Here is a 20,060-nt window from a genome sequence, read left to right on the forward strand (position 1 = left end):
CCTAGAACTGGAGGGACTTGGTCTGGAGGTACTCGGACAAGCCGTGCGCGCCCAGCTCGCGGCCGACGCCGGACTGCTTGTAACCGCCGAACGGGGCGAGGGGGTTGAAGCGGCCGCCGTTGATGTCGACCTGGCCGGTGTCCATGCGGCGCGCGAACGCGACCGCCTCGGCGTCGTCGGCCGCCCAGACGGCGCCCGCGAGGCCGTACACGGTGCCGTTCGCGATGCGCAGGGCGTCGTCCTCGTCCTCGTAGCGGATGATCGAGACGACCGGGCCGAAGATCTCCTCCTGGGCGATGGTCATCTCGGGGGTGACGTCGGCGAAGACGGTCGGGCTGACGAAGTAGCCCTGCTCGCGCGGGGCTTCGGGGCCGCCGGCGACGAGGCGGGCGCCCTCGGCGACGCCCTTCTCGATGTAGCCGCGCACGCGCGTGTGCTGCTTGGCGTTGACGAGCGGGCCGATGCGGTCGCCGTACTTGGCGGCGGCCTCGGCGGCGAGCGCGACGGCCTCGTCGTACTGGGACGTGTGGACGAGCATGCGGGTCCAGGCGCTGCACGTCTGGCCGGAGTTGCCCATGACGTTGGCGATGCCGACACCGACGGCCTTGGCGAGGTCGGCACTCGGCAGGATGACGTTGGCGGACTTGCCGCCCAGTTCGAGGGCGACCCGCTTGACGGCCGCGCCCGCGGTGGCGCCGATCTGCTTGCCGACGGCGGTGGAGCCGGTGAAGGAGACGAGGTCGACGCCCGAGTGCGCGGCGAGCGCCTGGCCGGCGACGGTGCCGAGGCCGGTGACGAGGTTGAACACGCCCGCGGGGATGCCCGCTTCGTGGACGGCCTCGGCGAAGAGCTGGGCGGTCAGCGGGGTGTCCTCGGCGGGCTTGAGCACGACGGTGCAGCCCGCCGCGAGCGCGGGGGCGACCTTCGCGACGATCTGGTGGAGCGGGTAGTTCCAGGGCGTGATCGCGCCGACGACGCCGACCGGTTCGGCGTAGACGGTGGAGTTGCCGACCTTCTCCTCGAAGGCGTACGAGGCGGCGAGTTCGGCGTACGAGCCGGCCACCAGGATCGGCACGCCGGCGTGCACCATCTGCGAGAACTGCAGGGGCGCGCCGAGTTCGGCCGTGACCGTCTCGGCGATCTCGTCCTTGCGGGCGACGAGGACGTCGCGCAGGGCGGCGATTCTCGCGGCGCGCTCGGCGGGCGGGGTCGCGGCCCAGGCGGGGAACGCCTCGTGGGCGGCGAACACGGCGGCGTCGACGTCCTCGGCGACGCCCGCCGGGACATGGGCGATGACCTGCTCGTCCGCGGGATTGACCACCGCGATCGTGTCCGTGCCCGCGGCGGCCCGCCACTCGCCGCCGATGTACATCCCGTCGTGGGCCTTCATGGCTGTTCCTCCCGGGGTGCCGCGTCCACGGCACAGTCGTCCGCTACGGCGTAGTCGTCCGCGGCCCAAACTAGCGCCGTTAGTTTTTGGGCGCCAGGGGCCACTTCCATGGCTCCCGTCACGGTGCCACGCCCAGCGCGCGAAGTCCGCCTCGTCCAGGCCGGTAATGCGCCAGTAACGGCCCCCTCCTAGCGTCCCGGACCAGCCCGCCCCGCCCCCGTACCTCCCCCGTGAGTACGGGGGCGGAGCGGGCTCCCCCGTACCAGTCCTGGAGGAGCGCTCCTATGCACCTGCCCCGATCCCCCCGGCGCAGATCTGCCGCGTGGGCCGCGGCCGCGATCACGGCGGCGGCCGTCCTGATCGGCCCGGCCCCCGCCTTCGCGCAGTCCGACACCACCACGAGCAGCACCGCCGAGGTCGACCCGTCCGTTCTCGACACCGTCGGGAAGGGCAAGGAGTCGACCTTCTTCGTCGTCCTCAAGAAGCAGGCGGACCTGTCCGCGGCCAAGGGCGAGCGCACACACGCCGCGAAGGCGAAGTCGGCGTTCGCCGCGCTGCGCGCCGAGGCCAAGAGCAGCCAGCAGCCCCTGCAGTCCTTCCTGGACAAGGAGAAGGTCGGCTACCAGTCGTTCTGGATCGCCAACGCGCTCAAGGTGACCGGCGACGAGCGGCTCGTCGAGGGCCTGGCGAAGCGCGCCGACGTGGCGAGCATCGTCAAAGAACACCACTACGCCCTTGACGCGACCGAGAGCCGGGTCTCCGACGCGGCCGGCGACAGCGGCCCGGTCACCCCCGAGTGGGGCGTCAAGGACATCAAGGCCGACCAGGTCTGGGACCAGTACGACGACCGGGGCGAGGGCATCGTCATCGCCAACGTCGACTCGGGCGTCCAGTACGACCACCCGGCGCTGAAGGCCAACTACCGCGGCAACAACGGCGACGGTTCCTTCACGCACGACTACAACTGGTACGACCCGACCGGCCAGTGCCCCACCTCGGCGCCCTGCGACAACAACGGCCACGGCACCCACACGATGGGCACCATGGTCGGCGCGGGCGGCGTCGGGGTCGCGCCCGGTGCGAAGTGGATCGCCGCCAAGGGCTGCGAGTCCAGCTCCTGTTCGGACGCCTCACTGCTAGCGGCGGGCCAGTGGATCCTCGCCCCGACCGACCACAACGGCCAGAACCCGCGCCCCGACCTCGCGCCCGACATCGTGAACAACTCCTGGGGCGGCGGCGACACGACGTTCTACCAGGACATCGTCGAGGCGTGGAACGCGGCCGGGATCTTCGAGGCGTTCGCCTCCGGCAACGACGGTGACGGCGTGACCTGCTCGACCGGCCACGCGCCGGGCTCGCAGGCACCGGCGTACGGTGTCGGCGCCTACGACGTGAACGGGAAGATAGCGGACTTCTCCGGCTTCGGGCCCTCCCGGCTCGACGGCTCGATGAAGCCGAACATCTCGGCCCCGGGCGTCGACGTCCGCTCCACCTGGCCGGGCAACACCTACAAGTCGATCTCCGGTACGTCGATGGCGACCCCGCACGTCGCGGGCGCCGTCGCCCTGCTCTGGGCGTCGGCGCCCTCCCTCATCGGCAACATCGAGGCGACGCGCGCGCTGCTGAACGAGGGTGCGGTCGACGTCGACGACACACATTGCGGCGGCACCGCCGGCGCGAACAACGTGTGGGGCGAGGGCAAGCTCGACATCTTCGCCTCCGTCGACAAGGCCCCGCACACGGCGGCCGTCGTCACCGGCAAGGTCACCGACAAGGCGACGGGCTCCGGGCTGTCCGGAGTCACCGTGAAGGCCTCGGGCGCCACCTCGACCCGCACCGTGACGACCGCGGCCGACGGCTCCTACCGGCTGACGCTCCCGGCGGGCACGTACGACTTCGCCCTCGGTGGCTACGGCTACGCGGACGGCGCCAGGTCCGGTGTCACCGTCACCACCGGCGAGCAGGCCACCGAGGACTTCGCCCTGAACGCGGTCGCCTCACACGCCGTGTCCGGCACCGTCCTCGACGTCACCGGCAAGCCGCTGGCCAAGGCCACCGTCCAGGTCGCGGGCACGCCCGTCGCCTCCGTCACCACGGACGCCACCGGCCACTTCACCCTGCCGAAGGTCGCCGAGGGCTCGTACACGCTGACCGCCACGCCAGCCGCGCCCGTCCTGTGCAACGGCACGTACAACGGCAAGCTGACCGTGGACGGCGACGAGACGCTCACCGCCCCGGTGCCCGCCCGCTCCGACAGCACCGGCAACAGCTGCACCCCCGCCACGTACTCCTGGATCCCCGGCAGCAGCAAGGTCGCGCTCAGCGGAGACGAGGACGCCAAGACGATCGCGCTGCCCTTCCCGGTGAAGCTGTACGGCGTCTCCTACTCCAGCACGAGCGTCACCACGAACGGCCTGATCAACTTCATGGAGCCGCGGCTCGGCGACTACGAGAACGTCGCACTCCCGTCGGCGGACAAGCCGAACGGCACCGTCGCCGCGTTCTGGGACGACCTGACCCTGGACAAGAAGTCGAGCGTGCAGACCTCCACCACCGGCACGGCCGGCAGCCGGAAGTTCGCCGTCGTGTGGACCAACGCCGCGTTCGCGAACGGGAGTCCGGGCCGCGTCACCTTCGAGGCCGTCTTCGACGAGGCCACCGGCGCCATCACCCTCCAGTACCTCGCCGTGCCGGGCGGCGGCGCGAGCGCCACCGTCGGCATCGAGAACCAGGCCGGCACCGACGCCCTCCAGTACTCCTTCAACGAGCCGGTCCTCAAGGACAAGGCCGCCATCCGCATCGCGCAGGGGACCAAGTGATGAGAAGCAACTCCTGGCGGGCGCTGCGGCTCGCCTCCGCGCTGGTCGCGGCCGGTCTGGCGCTGAGCGCCGCGCCGCCCGCCCTCGCGGCCGACGACGACGGTTCCCTGCTGACGCTGACGGACAGCCAGGCCGAGAAGCTCGCGGACCACGCCCAGCTCAACCCCTACGCGGACGCCGACCGCGAGACGGTCGACCCGCAGGGTGCGACCGAAGGCTCCGGTACGGACGGGCAGGGCTCCGGCTCCCACCTCGACGAAGGCACCGGCACCGACGGCGCCGTCACCCTCTCCTCCAGGTCCGCGCTGGAAGGCGTGCGCGGCCTCGCCGCCACCGTCCCCGCCGGGGTCAAGGGCGGCGACTACTTCACCCTGCACAGCCTCGGCAGCGTCCAGCGCAGCAAGGCCGACGGCACCGCCCTGTGGCGGCGCGACAACGCCTCGCTGTACGCGGACTGGGGTGTCAAGAACTCCCGGCCATGGCAGACGGAGCCGTACCCGGCGCGGATCGTCATGGGTTACAACGCGGTCAGCCCGTTCACACCGGCCTCCGACCAGGGGTACGTGACCGGCGATCTGACCGGCGACGGCGTGGACGACGTGGTGTTCTCGGCGAGCGTCGGCGTGAACCCGTACCGCCCCTTCACCTCGCCCGGCTCGTCCCTCGCCAACGGCACCTTCGTCACGGTGCTCGACGGGAAGACCGGCAAGACGCTGTGGTCGAAGCTGTACGCGTACGCCTACAACGTGAAGCTCGTCGGCAAGACGCTCGTCGTCACGGACGCGCCGTACTACAACCTCAACTCCCCGGCCGCCGCGACCGCCACCGTCTCCGGCATCCGCTTCGCGTACGCCGACGGGGCACTGAAGCCCACCGACACGTGGACGTACGACACAGGGGTGCGCGACCGCACGGCGTGGGGTGCTCTGGAGGATCTCGGTGGCGGCCTGGTCGCCGCGTCGTACAACCAGCGCAAGACAGCCACGACGGCTGGCCGCGGCCGCACTCTCGTGCTCGACACCGCCGACGGCAAGGTCAAGTGGCAGACGGACAGCGCTCTTTACTCGCGCCAGCTGCACCTGGACACCGCGCGCGGCCGGCTCGTGGCCCTGGAGCAGTCCGACCCGAACGACGGCGTCAAGTACGAGATCGACTCCTACTCCCTGACCGACGGCAAACGGACCACCCTCGACACCCGGATCAACGCGCTGCCCACCGACATGACGATCGGTGACCTGCGGGGCGACCGGAAGCCCGAGTACGTGGTCAGCGAGTCCACGCTCGACCCGTATCTGTACCTCAACGCCAACACCGTCCGGGTCGTGGACGGAGCGGACCCCGCCACGCTGCTGTGGTCCTCCACCATCAAGCGGGCCGCCGACAACAGCCACGACGGTCCGAGCGTCTGGAGCCTCGACATCGTCGGCGGCAGCCTCGTGACGGCCGCCCAGGACGACACCGGCATGAACTCCGCGGAGAACCCCGGGGGCGGCCAGTACGCCTCGCTCACCGTGTTCTCCGGCAGCGGTGACGTGCGCTGGCAGGAGAAGGGCACCGGCGCGTCGCCGATGTTCGCCCAGGTCTACCGCGACGCCGACGGCCGGCACGTCCGCACGGTCGACCAGAACCAGAACCTGCGCACCTACGGGTTCGGCAACGGCAAGCAGCAGACCCTGCTGCCCTTCCAGGGCGACCTGTCGTCCTCGGCCTCGGCCGACCTCGACGGCGACAAGAAGAACGACCTGGTCGTCGGCGGCAAGTCCGATGGCGTGTGGGCCTACTCGGGTCCCTCGCTGACCGCGGGCAAGCCGAAACTCCTGTGGAAGGCCACCGTGCCGGGCCAGGTGCACCGGATCGAGAAGGGCGACGTCAACGGCGACGGCGTCGACGACTTCGCGGTGGCCGCGGACACGGCGGTCGCGGTCCTCGACGGCCGCACCGGCAAGACCCTCGAACGCATCGACGGGAAGGGACAGTTCATCCGCTCCGTGACGGTCGCCGACCTGAACGGCGACAAGCGTGCCGACCTCCTCGTGCCCACCGACAAGCTGCGGGCCTACCGCGGCGACGGCTCGGCGCTGTGGACGTACGCGGCACCGGACAGCGCGGGCGACGTCGTGTTCGGCGACCCCGCGGTGGGCGAGGGCCGGGTGTACGCGCAGTACAGCAGCACCGACTCCCTCGACAAGGACTCACCCGTGGTCGACGGCGTCGCACTCGAGGCCGAGAAGGGCACAGTGCGCTGGACCGCCTCGCCGAAGGCCCCGGCCGAGGCCGTCGACGGAAAGCTGTACGGCGCCGTCCTGAAGCGAGGCGTGTTCACCTCGCCGAAGATCCCGTACGCCGACGGGCACGCGGTCGTCTACACCTGGATGGCGGCGACCTCCACCACCGCGTCGGGCGCCCCGGACGCGACGAGTCTGCGCAACGTCGTCGAGATCCGCGACAGCCGCACCGGCGAGGTCCTGCACCAGGGCCTGGCCGGCGGCGCCTGGACGCTCGGGAACTACTTCACCGGGCCGGAGGGGCTGAACCTCGCGGGGACCGCTTCGTTCCGCACCTACGGGGCCGGCGGCCAGGACTACTCGATCTTCACCTTGGCCAGCACGGAGACCGGCGGCTTCCTGACCGGACCCGGCGGAAAGCGGCTCCTCGCAGCGGGCACTCAGGCGGGCCTCGACCTCTACGACCCGGCCGTGCTCACCGGGGGCCACAACTACCCCGCTTCCGTGGGTCGAGTCACGCTGATGGGCGCCCGGGAGTACTTCTCCGGCGACCTGGACGGTGACGGCGTCGACGAGGTCGTGAACCTCGGCTTCGACGAGACGGGCTTCGACCGGACGACTGAGCTGCTCGGCGGCCGGTACCTGAACCAGTTCACCGCGATCTCCCAGCTGACGGTGAACACGCTCTCCTGACCCTCGCCATCACCCGCAGGCCCTCCGGACATCCGTTCGGGGGGCCTGCGGTGCGCCTGGGCCAGGGGGTTAAAGTGCGCCCTTATGGGTGCGGACGACACGAACCACGGCACGGAATCCGCTCCTCCACTGCTGCGTCTACACCTTTTCGGCGGCTTTCGGCTCACTCGCGACGGCGGCCCCGCCCCCGCCGAACGATGGCCGCGCCCCAGCGCCCGCGCCCTCGTCAAACTCCTCGCGGTCTCCCCCGGCCACAGCCTGCACCGCGAACAGGCCATGGACATCTGCTGGCCCGACGCCGACGCGTCCGCCGCGCTCGGCAGCCTGCGCGTCGCCCTGCACGCCGCGCGCCGCGCCCTGGAGCCGGAGCTGGCGCCGCGCGCGGCCTCCTCGTACCTCATCTCGGACGGCACGCTCCTGCGCCTCGATCCGCGGACGGTCTGGATCGACGCCGACCACGCGGAGCGACTGGCGGAAGCGGCGCTCGACTCCGGCTCTTCCCCTCGACTCCGTGCCGCGCTCGGCGCGTTCACGGGGGAACTGCTGCCGGAGGACCGGTACGCGCCGTGGACCGACTCGCGGCGCGAGCGGCTCGCCGTCGTGTGCGAACGGCTGCGGACCGCACTGGCCGAGGCGCTGCTCGACGAGGATGCCGCCGACGAGGCCGCCACGGTTGCCCGGTCGGCGCTCGACGAGAATCCGGCGGACGAGCGCGCCCATCAGCTCCTCATGAGCGCCTATCTGCGCCAAGGGCTGCGGCGGCAGGCGGTACGGCAGTTCCACGCGTGCCGCGAGGCCCTCGACTCCGAACTCGGCGTGCGTCCCGGGCCCCGGACTCAGCGGCTCCATCTGCTCGCCCTCGACGCGGGCGGAGCGGCGGCCCGGGTGGTGCGGCCCGCCGCGGGATTCGCGCCGCCGGGAGCGGTGCGGGGGCCCACGCCGGCGCCGCTGCGGGGACGGGACGCGGTCCTCGACCGGCTGCTCGCACCGGACGCGCCTGCCGTACAGCTGATCAGCGGCGAGGCGGGGCTCGGCAAGACGCGCCTGGTGAGCGAGGCCGCGCGACGTGCTCTCGGCGAAGGCTCCGCGGTGCTGTGGGGTGCGGGCCACGACGCGGAAGGACACACGCCGTTCGGCGCCTTCGTGGAGGCACTCGACGGCTGGCTGGCCGACCGGCCGCCCGCGGAGCGCGCCAGGGCCGGCACCGAGTACCCCGAACTGGCGTCACTGCTCCCGTCGTTGGGGCAGGCCGGCGGTGGCGCGGAGCGCAGTCCGGAGGAGGAGCGGGAGCGGCTGTTCCGGGCTGCGTCCGGGCTGCTCGGCGACCTTGCTCGGACGGCGCCCGTCCTGGTCGTCCTCGACGACCTGCACGCGGCCGACACGGGCTCGTTCCAGCTGCTCGGCCATCTGGCCCGGCGCGCCAGGACGGCCCGCGGCCCCGTCCGCTTCGTGGCGACCTACCGGGCCGAGGAACTCACCGAGACCGACCCGCGCCGCGCGGGCCTCGAATCCCTCGTACGCCAGCGACTCGCGCGCCACGTGGACCTGCCCCGCCTGGGCCGCGACGACTGCCTGACCCTGGCCGCAGACGCGCTGGGCCTGCCGGCCGGGTCCGCCGTACCCGAGCGGGTCTGGGACCTCTCGCTGGGCAACCCGCTCTTCGCCCTGGAACTGGCGCGGGCATTCGGGGATGGACGTGCGGGCGAGGCAACGATGACGGAGGCAGCCGAGCCTGAGCATCAAACTCCCTACGGGGTAAGGCAGTTGGTGGCCGCCCGGCTCGCGCGGCTCGGGTCCGCCGCACGCCGGGTCGTGGAGGCCGTGGCGGTGGCCGGCGGGGACGCGGCGCTCGCCGAGGTGCTCGACGTCGCGAGCGCGGGGCTGCACCCGCTGCTCTCCATGGCCGAGGCGACGTCCGGCGCCGACGCGGCCGTCGCGGCCTCGGTCCTCGCCGAACGGGACGTCGTCGCCGACGGGCGCACCGTGTCCGGTCTCACCTTCCGCCACCCCCTCGTACGCCTCACCTGCTACGAGCGCCTCTCGGCCGCCCGCCGCCGCCTCCTCCACTCGGCGTACGCGGAGGCCGTGCTGCGGCGCAGGCCCGACGCCGTGGACACGCTCGCCGCGCATCTGACCCGCGCCGACGACCCGCGCGCCACCGGCTATCTCCGGCAGGCTGCCGAGCGGGCTGCCGCCCTGTGCGCGAACGACACCGCGGACCACTACTACGCCCAGCTCACCGACCGTCTCGACGCGTTCGCCGCCGAGTCGGCGCGGGCCAGGATCGACCGGGCGGCCGTACTGCGGCGCATGGCGCGGTACGAGGACGCGGCGCGGGTGCTGCGCGAGGCCCTCGACGACGTGGCGCGCCGCGACGACGCGGACGGGCGCGTCCTGGCCTCGGCCCGGCTCGCCGAGGTCCTCGCGAAGACCCGCTCCACGGAGGAGGGGCTCACCCTCCTCGACGCGGCGCCGCCCGCCGCGGGAACAGCGCCGGAGGCGGCCACCGCGCACCATCTCGCCCGCTCCCTCCTGTACTTCGTCACCGGGCGCTACCCGGAGGCCGTCACCGCGGGAGAGGCGGCACACGCGGCGGCGCTGCGGGTGGCGGGGCCCGAACAGCGCGGTCTGCTCGCGCGTTCGCTCGCCACGCAGGCCACGTCGCTGGCCCTCGCCGGGCGCTTCGCGCAGGCCAGGCCCGTGGCGGACCGTGCGCTGCCGCACGCGGAGGCGTACGGGGATCCGCAGTTGCTCGGCTCGGTCCTCTCCGTCCTGCGGGAGCACGCGCGCCGGTCGGGGCGGCTGCGGGAGGCCATCACGACGGGCGAGCGTGCCCTCGCGCTGGCCGAGCGCTCCGGTGACCCGACGGCGGCGGCCTTCGAGCGGGCCAATCTCGCCGAACTCCATCTGCTCCTGGAGGAGTACGACGCGGCGCGCGACCTCGCGCAGGACGCGGTACGCGAGTCGGAGCCGCACACGGGCTGGTGCGCTCCGTATGCGCTGGCCGCGCTGGCGCGGGTACGGATGCGGTCGGGTGACGCGGAGTCCTGCGCCGCCCTCCTGGACCGCGCGGGCCGGACCGCCGACGCGCAGGGCGACCGGCAGGCCCAGCAGGAAGTACGGCTTGCCCGGGCCGAGTTGGGCGTACGCCGGGGCCGCCCCGAGGAGGCGCTGACCCTGCTGGCGGGGACGACGGACGCGGGCCATCTCACGGCCTGGGCCCACCTGGAGGCGGGCCGCCCCGCCCAGGCAGCAACGCTCGCCGAGGCCGAAGCCACCCGCGCCCGAAAGGCAGGCGAACGCCTGGCGGAGGCGGAGGCCAGGGCCGTGTTCGGCCGGGCCCAGGCCGCGCTGAGCTAGGCCCTTTCAGCCCCTCCGGCGCTTGAGGAGCGGGGTCCGGGGCGGAGCCCCGGTTCGGGAAGGGACGGGCTTGGGCAAGAGACCCCGCCCGGAGGACCCCCCGCCCCCGCTCCGCACCCCGACCCCCGCCGCTCCTACAAGAAGTACGCCCAGCATCAAGAACGGCGCCGCGACACCAGCAACCCCCGCCACGAGCCCGGCGGCGGCCGGCGCCGCCACCTGCCCCAGCCGGTTGCCGGTGAGCCGCAGCGCAAGCGCCGTGGACCGGGCATCATCAGGCGCCGCCTGAACGACCGTCGTCATGGACAGCGGCTGCCCGACACCCAGGCAGAACCCGAGCACGGCAAGCATCAGCGCGAGCGCCCACACCGGCACGGGCAGCGCGATCCCCGCGCACATGACCCCGGCGACCAGGCAGGTGGTCGCGAGAAGTGCCGCCCGTCCGAGGACACGCAGCATCGGCGTCATGACCAGCCGACAGGCAATGGTGGCGGCAGCCCGCAGGCTCAGCAGCAGGCCGACGACGGACGGCGCGATCCCCCGGTGCTCGCCGACCACCGGCAGATACGCCGTGAGGATGTCCGTCGCGGACAGCACGGCGAGCGAGATGAAGATGCCGCCGGGCACACCCCGGGTGCGCAGGATGCGGCCGACGGGTACGCGCTGCCCGGCCGGAGCAGCCGCGCCCGTCGTCGTACGAGGGTGCTCGATGCGCCACAGCGAGGTGAAGGAGACCGCGGCGACGGCGGCCGCGACGAGCAGCGCGAGCGCACTCGTGGCCGCCAGGTCGGGCCCGCCGATGAGCGCGCCCGCGGCGATCGGCCCGACGAGCTGGCCGAGGGAGGCGCCGATCGTGAAGTGACCGAAGTTGCGGTCCTGTTCGGCCGGAGCCGACTGCCGGGCGACGATCGACTGCGCGCCGATCACGAACGACAGATGGCCGAGCCCCATCACCCCGCTCCACGCGGCCATCGAGGCGAGCGAGTCGGCCGTGCCGCTGAGCGCGCAGCCGCCGGCGATGAGGACGACGCCGACGGGCAGCAGGGGCGCGCACCGGCCGTGGTCGGTGCGGCGGCCCAGCGGCACGGCCGCGAACAGCGGAAGGAGCGCGTACACGCCCGCGATCACACCGATGGCGCGTTCGTCCGCGCCGAGCGCGAGAGCCCGGTAGGAGACGGCCGGCCGCGCCATCGACACCGCCCCCTGCGCGAAGCTGAAGGCGATGACGAGGCGGAGCAGCCAGCTTCTCCTGCCGGGCTCTGTTGTGAGACTCATCGGGGTCAGAGGATCCCGAAGAGGAATCCGGCGCCGAGCATCACCAGTGCGGTGAGAGCGGCCCATTTGACCGTGAATTTCGTGTGGTCGCCGAACTCGACCTTGGCCATGCCCACGAGGACGAAGACGGCGGGGACGAGCGGGCTCGACATGTGCAGCGGCTGGCCGATGAGGGAGGCGCGGGCGATCTCGAGGGTGGAGACGCCGTGCGCGTTCCCGGCCTCGGCGAGGACGGGCAGGATGCCGAAGTAGAAGCCGTCGTTCGACATGAAGTACGTGAACGGGATGGACAGGACGCCGGTGACGAGGGCCATGTGCGGGCCCATCCAGTCGGGGATGCCGCCGACGACCCACTTGGCCATGTGGTCGACCATGCCGGTGCCCTGGAGGACGCCGGTGAAGACAGCGGCGGCGAAGACCATGCCGGAGACGTTCAGGACGTTCTCGGCGTGGGCGGCGAGGCGGGCCCTCTGGTCGGGCATGTGCGGGAAGTTCACCGTGAGGGCGAGCGCGGCGCCCAGGATGAACAGGACCGGGATCGGCAGCCACTCCATGATCATCGCGGTGAGCAGCGTGACCGTCATGAGCGCGTTGAACCAGTAGAGCTTGGGCCGCAGGGTGGCGCGGTTCGGGTCGAGGGCCGAGAAGGTCTCGCCGTCCTCGTTCTCGTACGAGGGCGCGGCGGAGCCGGAACCCGTACCGGCGCCGCCGGAGGACTTCTTGCCGGAACCGGAACCGGAAGCCTTATCGCCGGAGGCACCGGCGCCCACGAGCATCTTCTCGTCGGAGTTCTCCGTGACGGTCTCGGTGACCTCGTCGAGGGAGAGGTAGCCGAGGCGCTTGCGCTCGCGGCGGCCCAGGACGTAGGCGAGGGCGAAGACGAAGAGCAGGCCGACGGCGAGCGCCGGGATCATCGGCACGAAGATGTCGCCGGCGTCGAGCTTCAGCGCGGTCGCGGCGCGGGCGGTGGGGCCGCCCCAGGGCAGCGTGTTCATGACGCCGTTGGCGGTCGCGGCGACGCCGGTCATCACGATCAGGCTCATCTTGAGGCGCTTGTACAGCGGGTACATCGCCGAGACGGTGATCATGAAGGTGGTCGATCCGTCGCCGTCGAGCGAGACGATCGCCGCGAGGACGGCGGTGCCGACGACGATGCGGACCGGGTCGGCCTTGGCGAAGCGCAGGATGCCGCGCACGATCGGGTCGAAGAGGCCTACGTCGATCATCAGACCGAAGTAGACGATGGCAAACATCAGCATCGCCGCGGTGGGCGCGAGGTCACCGATGCCCGCGACGACGTAGTCGCCGAGCTTGGCTCCCTTGCCCACGAAGACGCAGAAAAGAGCCGGGATGAGCACGAGCGCCGCGATCGGCGACACCTTCTTCATCATGATCAGCACCAGGAAGGTGGCAATCATGCCGAAGCCGAGGATGGTCAACATGTGGATACCTAACGTTCGCCCTTGAACTTCCACCGGGGCCTTGCGGTCAGCGAGACGTTAGGGCGCGCGCATCAGCGTTAACAAGATGTTGACGTGCGAGCAATAAGCGCAAAACTCCAGGTCACGGGGTTGGGTGGCGATCGGGGCGGCCGGTGAGGACATTCAGGGCTCCGATACGCGCCCCCGCCGGGCCCCCGGATCAGTCCAGCACCCGCGCCAGATACGCCCGCAGCAGCTCCCGCGTCTCCGCGATGACGTTCTCGTCGCCCGCCGGGTCGAGCCGGAACGCGAGCCGGACCAGGGCGTCCGCTGATTCGACGGCGACCAGGAAGGTGCGCCGCAGGGTGTCGTCGGGCGTGCGGCCGAGGTGGCCGGCGAGCAGCTCGGTGAGGCGGTCGGTGAGGCGGTGGTTGGGGCCGGCGTCGGCACCGACGGGGATCTGGTTGCCGAAGTCGACGAGGGAGAAGCCGGGAGCGGTGCGCTTCATGGCGAGGTACTCGTCGAGGACGGCGTCCATCGCGCCGCGCCAGTCGGCCGCGGGGACCCCCGCGAGGCGCCCGGCGACGCGCTCGGCGTAGCGGTGCAGATTGCGCTCGGCGAGGGCGTCGACGAGGGCGCGCTTGTTGCCGAAGAAGCGGTAGACGGAGCCGATGGGCACTCCGGCGCGGACCGCCACGGCCCGGGTGCTGAGGTCCTCGTAGCCGCCTTCGTCGAGCAGTTGCGCGCAGGCGTCGAGTATCCGGCTCAGGCGTTCGGCGCTGCGCTGCTGGACGGGCGCGCGGCGCAGGGACGTGGAGTTGGTCACGGGTTCCACGGGCGGCGTCCACGGCATGCCCCGGAGAGTAGAGGACTGTTCAGCTTCGCGGGGTGTTCTTGCGCGAGGAAAGAGGGAATCCTACGGTTGAGCATAGGAATCATGGACGAGGGAGCGACATGCGTGACGCGAGGAAGACCGCCGAGGGGCTTGCCTACCTCTCGGGCTTCGGCAACGAGCACAGCTCGGAGGCGGTGCCCGGCGCTCTGCCCCACGGACGCAATTCGCCGCAGCGCGCCCCGCTCGGTCTGTACGCGGAGCAGCTGAGCGGCGCCGCGTTCACCGAGCCGAGGGCGCACAACCGGCGTTCGTGGCTGTACCGGATCCGCCCCTCGGCCGCGCACCCGGCGTTCGTACGGGCGGACAACGGCGCGCTGCGCACCGCTCCCTTCACCGAGTCGGTCCCCGACCCCAACCGGCTGCGCTGGAACCCGCTGCCCGAGCCGGCCCCCGGCACGGACTTCCTGGCGGGCCTGTGGACCCTCGGCGGGAACGGCGACGCGACCCAGCGCACCGGTATGGCCGTGCACCTCTACCACGCCAACTCCTCCATGACGGGCCGGGTGTTCAGCGACGCGGACGGCGAACTCCTGATCGTCCCCGAGCGCGGCGGTCTGCTGCTGCACACCGAGTTCGGCCTGCTGCACGTGGATCCGGGCCACGTCGCGCTGATCCCGCGCGGGGTCCGTTTCCGCGTCGAACTCCTCGACGGCGATGCCCGCGGCTACGTCTGCGAGAACTACGGCTCCCCCTTCCGGCTGCCCGACCTGGGCCCGATCGGCGCCAACGGCCTGGCGAACGCCCGGGACTTCATGGTCCCCGTCGCCGCGTACGAGGACACCGAAGGGCCGGTGGAGGTGGTGAACAAGTTCTGCGGAAACCTCTGGCACGCCACGTACGACCACTCGCCGCTCGATGTCGTCGCCTGGCACGGCAACCATGTCCCGTACGTCTACGACCTGCGCCGCTTCAATGTCATCGGGTCGGTCAGCTACGACCACCCGGATCCGTCGATCTTCACGGTCCTCACCTCGCCGAGCGACACCCCCGGGCTCGCGGGCGTGGACTTCGTCGTGTTCGCGCCGCGCTGGCTGGTCGGCGAGGACACGTTCCGGCCGCCGTACTTCCACCGGAACGTGATGAGCGAGTACATGGGCCTGATCGAGGGTGCGTACGACGCCAAGGCTGAAGGCTTCGTTCCGGGCGGTGGTTCGCTGCACAACATGATGTCGGCGCACGGCCCGGACCGTGAGACGTTCGACAAGGCGTCGGCCGCCGAGCTCAGGCCGCAGAAGGTCGACGACGGGCTCGCCTTCATGTTCGAGACCCGGTGGCCGGTGACCGCGACCGCCCAGGCGGCGCAGGCCGATCACCTCCAGCGCGGCTACGACGACGTGTGGAGCGGCCTCGAACGGCACTTCAGGCCGTCGCGCTGAGCCGTTGCACTGAACGCGCCCGACCGATACGGATAGCCCCGTGACCTCTTTCGCCCCGGACTCGATCGTCCTGAACCGCAAGCTGCCGCTCTGGTATCAGGTGTCGCAGTCCCTGCGCGCCTCCATACTGGGGCGCTCCCCCGACGACCCGCTGCGCCTGCCCACCGAGGAACAGCTCGCGGGGCACTACGGGGTGAGCGTCCTGACCATGCGGCAGGCGCTCAAGGAGCTGGAGGACGAGGGGCTGATCACCCGGCACCGCAGGCGCGGCACCTTCATCGAGCCGGCCGCGCGGCGAGGAGCGCCCGTGCGCCTGCTCGGCTCGGTCGACGCCATCGTGGCCCAGCAGTCCGGCATGACGACCGAGCTGCTGGACCACGGCACGGTGCCGGTGCCCGGCGCGATCGCCGAGTACTTTCCGGAGGCCGAGAGCGTGACGACGTACCACCGGCTGCGCTGCGACGAGAAGACCGGCGAGCCGACGAACCACGCCCGCAACTACATCAGGGCCGACCTCGCCGACCGCGTCGACCTGGACGACCTGGTGCGCTGGCCGATGACGAAGGTCCTGCGCGACGTCGTCGGCGTGCGCATCAGCCGGATCACCGACACCGTCGAGGCCCGCCTCGCGGACCCGGAGACGGCCCGGCTGCTCCAAGTGCCGCTGCTCAGCCCGATCCTGCACTACACGGGCATCACCTACGACGAGGACGGCCGGCCGCTGGACGTCGCCGTCATCCACTACCGCGGTGACCGGTTCTCCTTCACGGTCACTCTCGACGCGCACTGACCGCGTCGTACGATGCCGGGCGTGACGCCCGACAGCCTCGAAAGCCTTGTTGACGCGCCGCTGCTCGCGGACCTCATGCCGTGGTCCGTCGCGCCCCTGCGCCTGGGCCGCGCCTGGCCGCTGGCGCCGGACCCGGCTTCCCTGAAGGCCCGTTGGTCCGCGTTCGTGAAGGCCGAGGCCGCGGAGCGCGAGTCGCTGCTCGAACCGAGCCGGGCGCGTACCCTGCGCACGGCCGTCGCCCAGCTCCCCGGCCGGCGCACCCCGACGGACGACCTGACCCACGCCGAGGGCCCCTGCCCCGAACCCGTCCGGGTACTGCACGCCCCCTTCGACGAGCAGTGGCTGATACCGGACCACCGGCTGATCGACGCGGCCCGCCCCGAGCTGTGGCGGGTGGCCGACGAGAGCCAGCTGTTCCTCGTCGAGCAGGGGTTCGTGCCCGGGGCGGGCGGACCCGCGGTGCTCGCCTGCGCGATCCTGCCCGAGGGCCGCTCCCCGGCGGGACGCCCCGGCCGCATCCGCCCGCTGTACCGGCGCCCGGGAGGCCGCGAACCGAATGTGACGCCCGGCCTGCTCACCGAGCTCTCCGGCCGGTACGGGCACGAGGTCGGGGCGCGTGACCTGCTCGCCTGGACCCTCGCCGCGGCGCGGCCCTCCCCGCAGGGCCCGCGGGTCCCGCTCCCTGACGACGCCGGGGTCTGGGCCTGCGGCACAGCGCTCGGCGAGCGGATCCTGTGGCTGCTGCGCCGCGGCGGCGAGGGCGACCGCCCCAAACTCCCCGGGGGCCGCCGCCCGTACGTGCGCGCCCCGCTTCCGGACCGCCCCACCGAGCTGCTCTACGACCGCGAGGAGGAGGCCCTGCTCGTCGGCGACGGCCGCATCTCCCCGGTCCCCGTCGAGGCCTGGGACTTCCAGGTGAGCGGGGTGCGGGTGATCGAGCAGTGGTTCGCGCGCAGGACCGCGGCCGCCGAGCCGGGGACGCTGGCCGGGATCCGGCCCGGCAGCTGGCCGCAGCCGTGGACGTCGGAGCTGCTGGAGATCGTCACGGTACTGGCGCTGCTGGCCGAACTGCGCGCGCAGCAGGAGGAGTTGCTGGCAGACGCCGCGTCGCTCATCACGGCGACGGACCTGCTCGGGGCGCGCGTCCTGCCGCCGGCGCCGGCCACGCGCAGGCCGGCCTCGGTCCTCGACCATCACGAGGAGGGCCCGGGCGGCCAGTTCGCACTGCTCTGAAGCTCGGTGCTCCTGCCGGACTCAGGAGGGCACGAACCCGTCGAGCGTGCGCCCGAGGGCCCGCTCGAAGGCCGCCTCCATGTCGACGGGGCCGGTGCTCTGGGCGAACGCGGCGGCCAGGTGCGGATACTCACCGGTCGAGATCCGGCTCACCAGGTAGGCGGTCCGCGCGGCGTACTCCTGCTCCTCGGACCAGGGCAGCGAACGGGTCCGCTCGGCGGAGGCGATCTCGTTGGCGACGTAGAACGTCACGACGCCGGTGAGGGACGCGACGAGTTCCATCTTCGTCCCGGCCGGCAGGTCGACCGGTTCGAGGCAGGTCATGCAGTACTCCAGGTACCGCAGCGCGTTCGGGCTGAAGCCGTAGACGGGTGACATGAGCCGGGGCATCCACGGGTGCCGGATCATCAGGGCGCGGGCCTGCCGGGCGAGAGCGAGCAGGTCGGCGCGCCAGTCGCCGGTCGGCTCGGTCAGGTCGTACTCGGCACTCACCGCGTCGATCATCAGCTCGTAGAGGTCGTCCTTCCTCGGCACGTAGTTGTAGAGCGACATCGTGCCGAGGCCCAGCTCGCCCGCGATCCGCCGCATCGACACGGCATCGATCCCGTCCGCGTCCGCGACGCGCACGGCGGCGGCCGCGATGTCACCCCTGCCGTAGGCGGGTTTCGGGCCACGGCCCGCGCGCTCGGGGCGCGTCCAGATCACTTCGGGTTCGGCCGCTCGGCCCGTCATCGATCATCACCTCGCCCACCATCGTAGTTACGTACACCGTACGTAGTGCGCTACGGTGGCTCCATGACTTCTACGTACGCTGTACTTAGTGAAGGTCTGGAGAAGCGTTACGGCTCCGGGGACCAGGTGGTCCACGCCCTGCGGGGCCTCGATCTCGCCGTCGAGGAGGGCACGGTCTGCGGGCTGCTCGGGCCGAACGGCGCGGGCAAGACGACGGCCGTCCGGGTGCTCACCACCCTGCTGCGGCCCGACGCGGGGTCCGCGCGCGTCGCGGGCCACGACGTCCTGACCGAGGCACCGGCCGTACGCCGCCGTATCGGCGTCACCGGGCAGTACGCGTCGGTCGACGGCGACCTCACCGGGCGCGAGAACCTGCGCCTGTTCGCCCGCCTCCTGCGGCTGCCGCGGAGCCGCGCCGACGAACTGCTCGACCGCTTCGACCTCACCGCGGCGGCCGACCGCACGGCCCGTACGTACTCCGGCGGCATGCGCCGCCGCCTCGACCTCGCGGCGAGCCTGCTCACGCGACCTGCCGTGCTCTTCCTCGACGAGCCCACGACGGGCCTCGACCCGCACAGCAGGAGCGGCATCTGGGACGCGGTCCGCGAGCTGACCGGCCAGGGCACGACGGTGCTGCTCACCACGCAGTACCTGGAGGAGGCCGACCAGCTCGCCGACTCCGTGGTCCTGATCGACGGCGGCCGCGCCGCCCATCGCGGTACCCCCGCCGAACTCAAGGCGCAGACCGGCAGTTACGCGGAGGTGGTGGTCGCCGAGGACGCGGCCCTGCACGCCGCCGCCGTCGTCCTCGACCAGCTCACCGGCGCCGAGCCGACCCTCGACCCGGACCGCAGGGCGGTCGGCGTCGTCACCCTCGACCAGGCCCTCACCCTCCCCCGCATCGTCCGCGAACTGGACGCGTCGGGCGTCCCGATCGTCGACGCGACCCTGCGCCCGCCGACCCTGGACGAGGCCTTCCTCCGTCTCACCGGCGGCCGGGAGCTCGTCGCATGACCGCACCACCCACCGGCCCCAACTCCCCTTCGGAGGCGACCTGATGGCCACGGCACTCCTGTACGACGGCACGGCGATGCTCGGCCGGCACCTCCAGCGGATCCGGCACGCGCCCGCGATCCTCGTGATGACGCAGACGATGCCGATCGTCTTCCTGCTCTTCTTCGGATACGTCTTCGGCAGCGCCCTGGCGATGCCTGGCGCGGACTACCGCGCCTTCCTGGTGCCGGGCATGCTCGTCGCGACCGCCGCGAACGGGATCATGACCGGGATGTTCACGGCGGCCCAGGACTCGCACCGGGGCGTCATGGACCGCTTCCGTACGCTGCCGATGACCCGCGCGGCCGTCCCGCTGGGGCAGGCGGCGGCCGACATCGTGACGACGGCGGCCGGTCTCGTGCCGCTGCTCCTCGTCGGGCTCGCGATGGGCTGGCGGATCGAGGGCGGCGCGCTCGAAGCGGCGGGCGCCTTCGGCCTGTTGCTGCTGTTCCGCTTCGCCACGACGTGGGTCGGCATCCTGCTCGGGCTGCTCTCGCGCAGCGAGGAGGCGGCGGGCCAGCTCGGCGGCGCGACGTTCATGCTTCCGCTGCTGTCGAACGCGTACATCCCGACGGCGGGCTTCCCCGGCTGGGTGCGCGTGCTCGCCGAGTGGAACCCGATCAGCGCGGTCGCCACGGCGGTACGCGACCTGTTCGGCAACGCCCCCGTGCCCATCGGTGCCTCGTGGCCGGTTGCGCACCCGGTGGCCGGCTCGCTCGCCTGGTGCGCGGTGCTGCTCGCGGTGTGCGTGCCGCTCGCCGTCCGCCGGTACACGACCGGCGGACGCTGAGCGAACTG

The 20,060-nt window shown here is 72.2% G+C and carries 13 protein-coding genes; 8 read left to right on the forward strand and 5 right to left on the reverse strand.

The genetic code is table 11. The features are described from left to right. Position 1: 1 nt before the first annotated feature. On the reverse strand, positions 2-1,390 hold the full coding sequence (locus ACWFR4_RS11460; RefSeq protein ID WP_453456623.1) for an aldehyde dehydrogenase family protein: 1,389 nt from the start codon (positions 1,388-1,390) through the stop codon (positions 2-4). Between the two features lie 284 nt (positions 1,391-1,674). On the opposite strand from ACWFR4_RS11460, the gene ACWFR4_RS11465 reads away from it, so the two are divergent. The 3 genes from ACWFR4_RS11465 to ACWFR4_RS11475 all read left to right on the forward strand — a co-directional run bounded on the left by ACWFR4_RS11465 (position 1,675) and on the right by ACWFR4_RS11475 (position 10,487). Further along, positions 1,675-4,209 (forward strand): S8 family serine peptidase, encoded by a 2,535-nt coding sequence (locus ACWFR4_RS11465; protein ID WP_453652079.1) that lies wholly within the window; start codon positions 1,675-1,677, stop codon positions 4,207-4,209. Next, on the forward strand, positions 4,209-7,127 hold the full coding sequence (locus ACWFR4_RS11470) for an FG-GAP repeat domain-containing protein (protein ID WP_453652081.1): 2,919 nt from the start codon (positions 4,209-4,211) through the stop codon (positions 7,125-7,127). The genes ACWFR4_RS11465 and ACWFR4_RS11470 overlap by 1 nt, the downstream gene beginning before the upstream one ends. 84 nt (positions 7,128-7,211) lie before the next feature. Further along, complete coding sequence (locus ACWFR4_RS11475) at positions 7,212-10,487, forward strand: ATP-binding protein (RefSeq protein WP_453652083.1); 3,276 nt, start codon at positions 7,212-7,214, stop codon at positions 10,485-10,487. Between the two features lie 6 nt (positions 10,488-10,493). Here ACWFR4_RS11475 and ACWFR4_RS11480 read toward each other — a convergent pair whose 3' ends face one another. The 3 genes from ACWFR4_RS11480 to ACWFR4_RS11490 all read right to left on the reverse strand — a co-directional run bounded on the left by ACWFR4_RS11480 (position 10,494) and on the right by ACWFR4_RS11490 (position 14,036). Then, entirely contained in the window at positions 10,494-11,762 is a 1,269-nt protein-coding gene (locus ACWFR4_RS11480) for an MFS transporter (RefSeq protein WP_453466587.1), read from the reverse strand. Positions 11,763-11,767: 5 nt separating this feature from the next. After that, positions 11,768-13,204: a CitMHS family transporter gene (locus ACWFR4_RS11485; RefSeq protein ID WP_453466585.1), complete on the reverse strand. Its 1,437-nt coding sequence runs from the start codon at positions 13,202-13,204 to the stop codon at positions 11,768-11,770. Between the two features lie 199 nt (positions 13,205-13,403). Beyond that, positions 13,404-14,036: a TetR family transcriptional regulator gene (locus ACWFR4_RS11490; protein WP_453652085.1), complete on the reverse strand. Its 633-nt coding sequence runs from the start codon at positions 14,034-14,036 to the stop codon at positions 13,404-13,406. Between the two features lie 101 nt (positions 14,037-14,137). On the opposite strand from ACWFR4_RS11490, the gene hmgA reads away from it, so the two are divergent. Genes hmgA through ACWFR4_RS11505 form a run of 3 tightly spaced genes read left to right on the forward strand, consistent with a single transcriptional unit; the run spans position 14,138 to position 17,477 of the window. Continuing rightward, positions 14,138-15,454: a homogentisate 1,2-dioxygenase gene (gene hmgA / locus ACWFR4_RS11495; RefSeq protein ID WP_453466581.1), complete on the forward strand. Its 1,317-nt coding sequence runs from the start codon at positions 14,138-14,140 to the stop codon at positions 15,452-15,454. A 40-nt stretch (positions 15,455-15,494) separates the two neighbouring features. Next, positions 15,495-16,244, forward strand: coding sequence for a GntR family transcriptional regulator (locus ACWFR4_RS11500; RefSeq protein ID WP_453652087.1), 750 nt, complete (start codon positions 15,495-15,497; stop codon positions 16,242-16,244). 12 nt (positions 16,245-16,256) lie between these two features. Then, complete coding sequence (locus ACWFR4_RS11505; RefSeq protein WP_453466577.1) at positions 16,257-17,477, forward strand: type ISP restriction/modification enzyme; 1,221 nt, start codon at positions 16,257-16,259, stop codon at positions 17,475-17,477. Between the two features lie 21 nt (positions 17,478-17,498). On the opposite strand, the gene ACWFR4_RS11510 is transcribed toward ACWFR4_RS11505, so the two are convergent. Then, positions 17,499-18,209 carry a TetR/AcrR family transcriptional regulator gene (locus ACWFR4_RS11510; RefSeq protein WP_453466573.1) on the reverse strand — a complete coding sequence of 237 codons (711 nt, stop codon included), beginning with the start codon at positions 18,207-18,209 and terminating at the stop codon, positions 17,499-17,501. Between the two features lie 63 nt (positions 18,210-18,272). On the opposite strand from ACWFR4_RS11510, the gene ACWFR4_RS11515 reads away from it, so the two are divergent. Next, complete coding sequence (locus ACWFR4_RS11515; protein WP_453466571.1) at positions 18,273-19,223, forward strand: ATP-binding cassette domain-containing protein; 951 nt, start codon at positions 18,273-18,275, stop codon at positions 19,221-19,223. Between the two features lie 43 nt (positions 19,224-19,266). After that, positions 19,267-20,052: an ABC transporter permease gene (locus tag ACWFR4_RS11520; protein ID WP_453652089.1), complete on the forward strand. Its 786-nt coding sequence runs from the start codon at positions 19,267-19,269 to the stop codon at positions 20,050-20,052. Positions 20,053-20,060 lie beyond the last annotated feature (8 nt).

The sequence above is a fragment of the Streptomyces sp. NPDC055140 genome, from assembly GCF_053607285.1.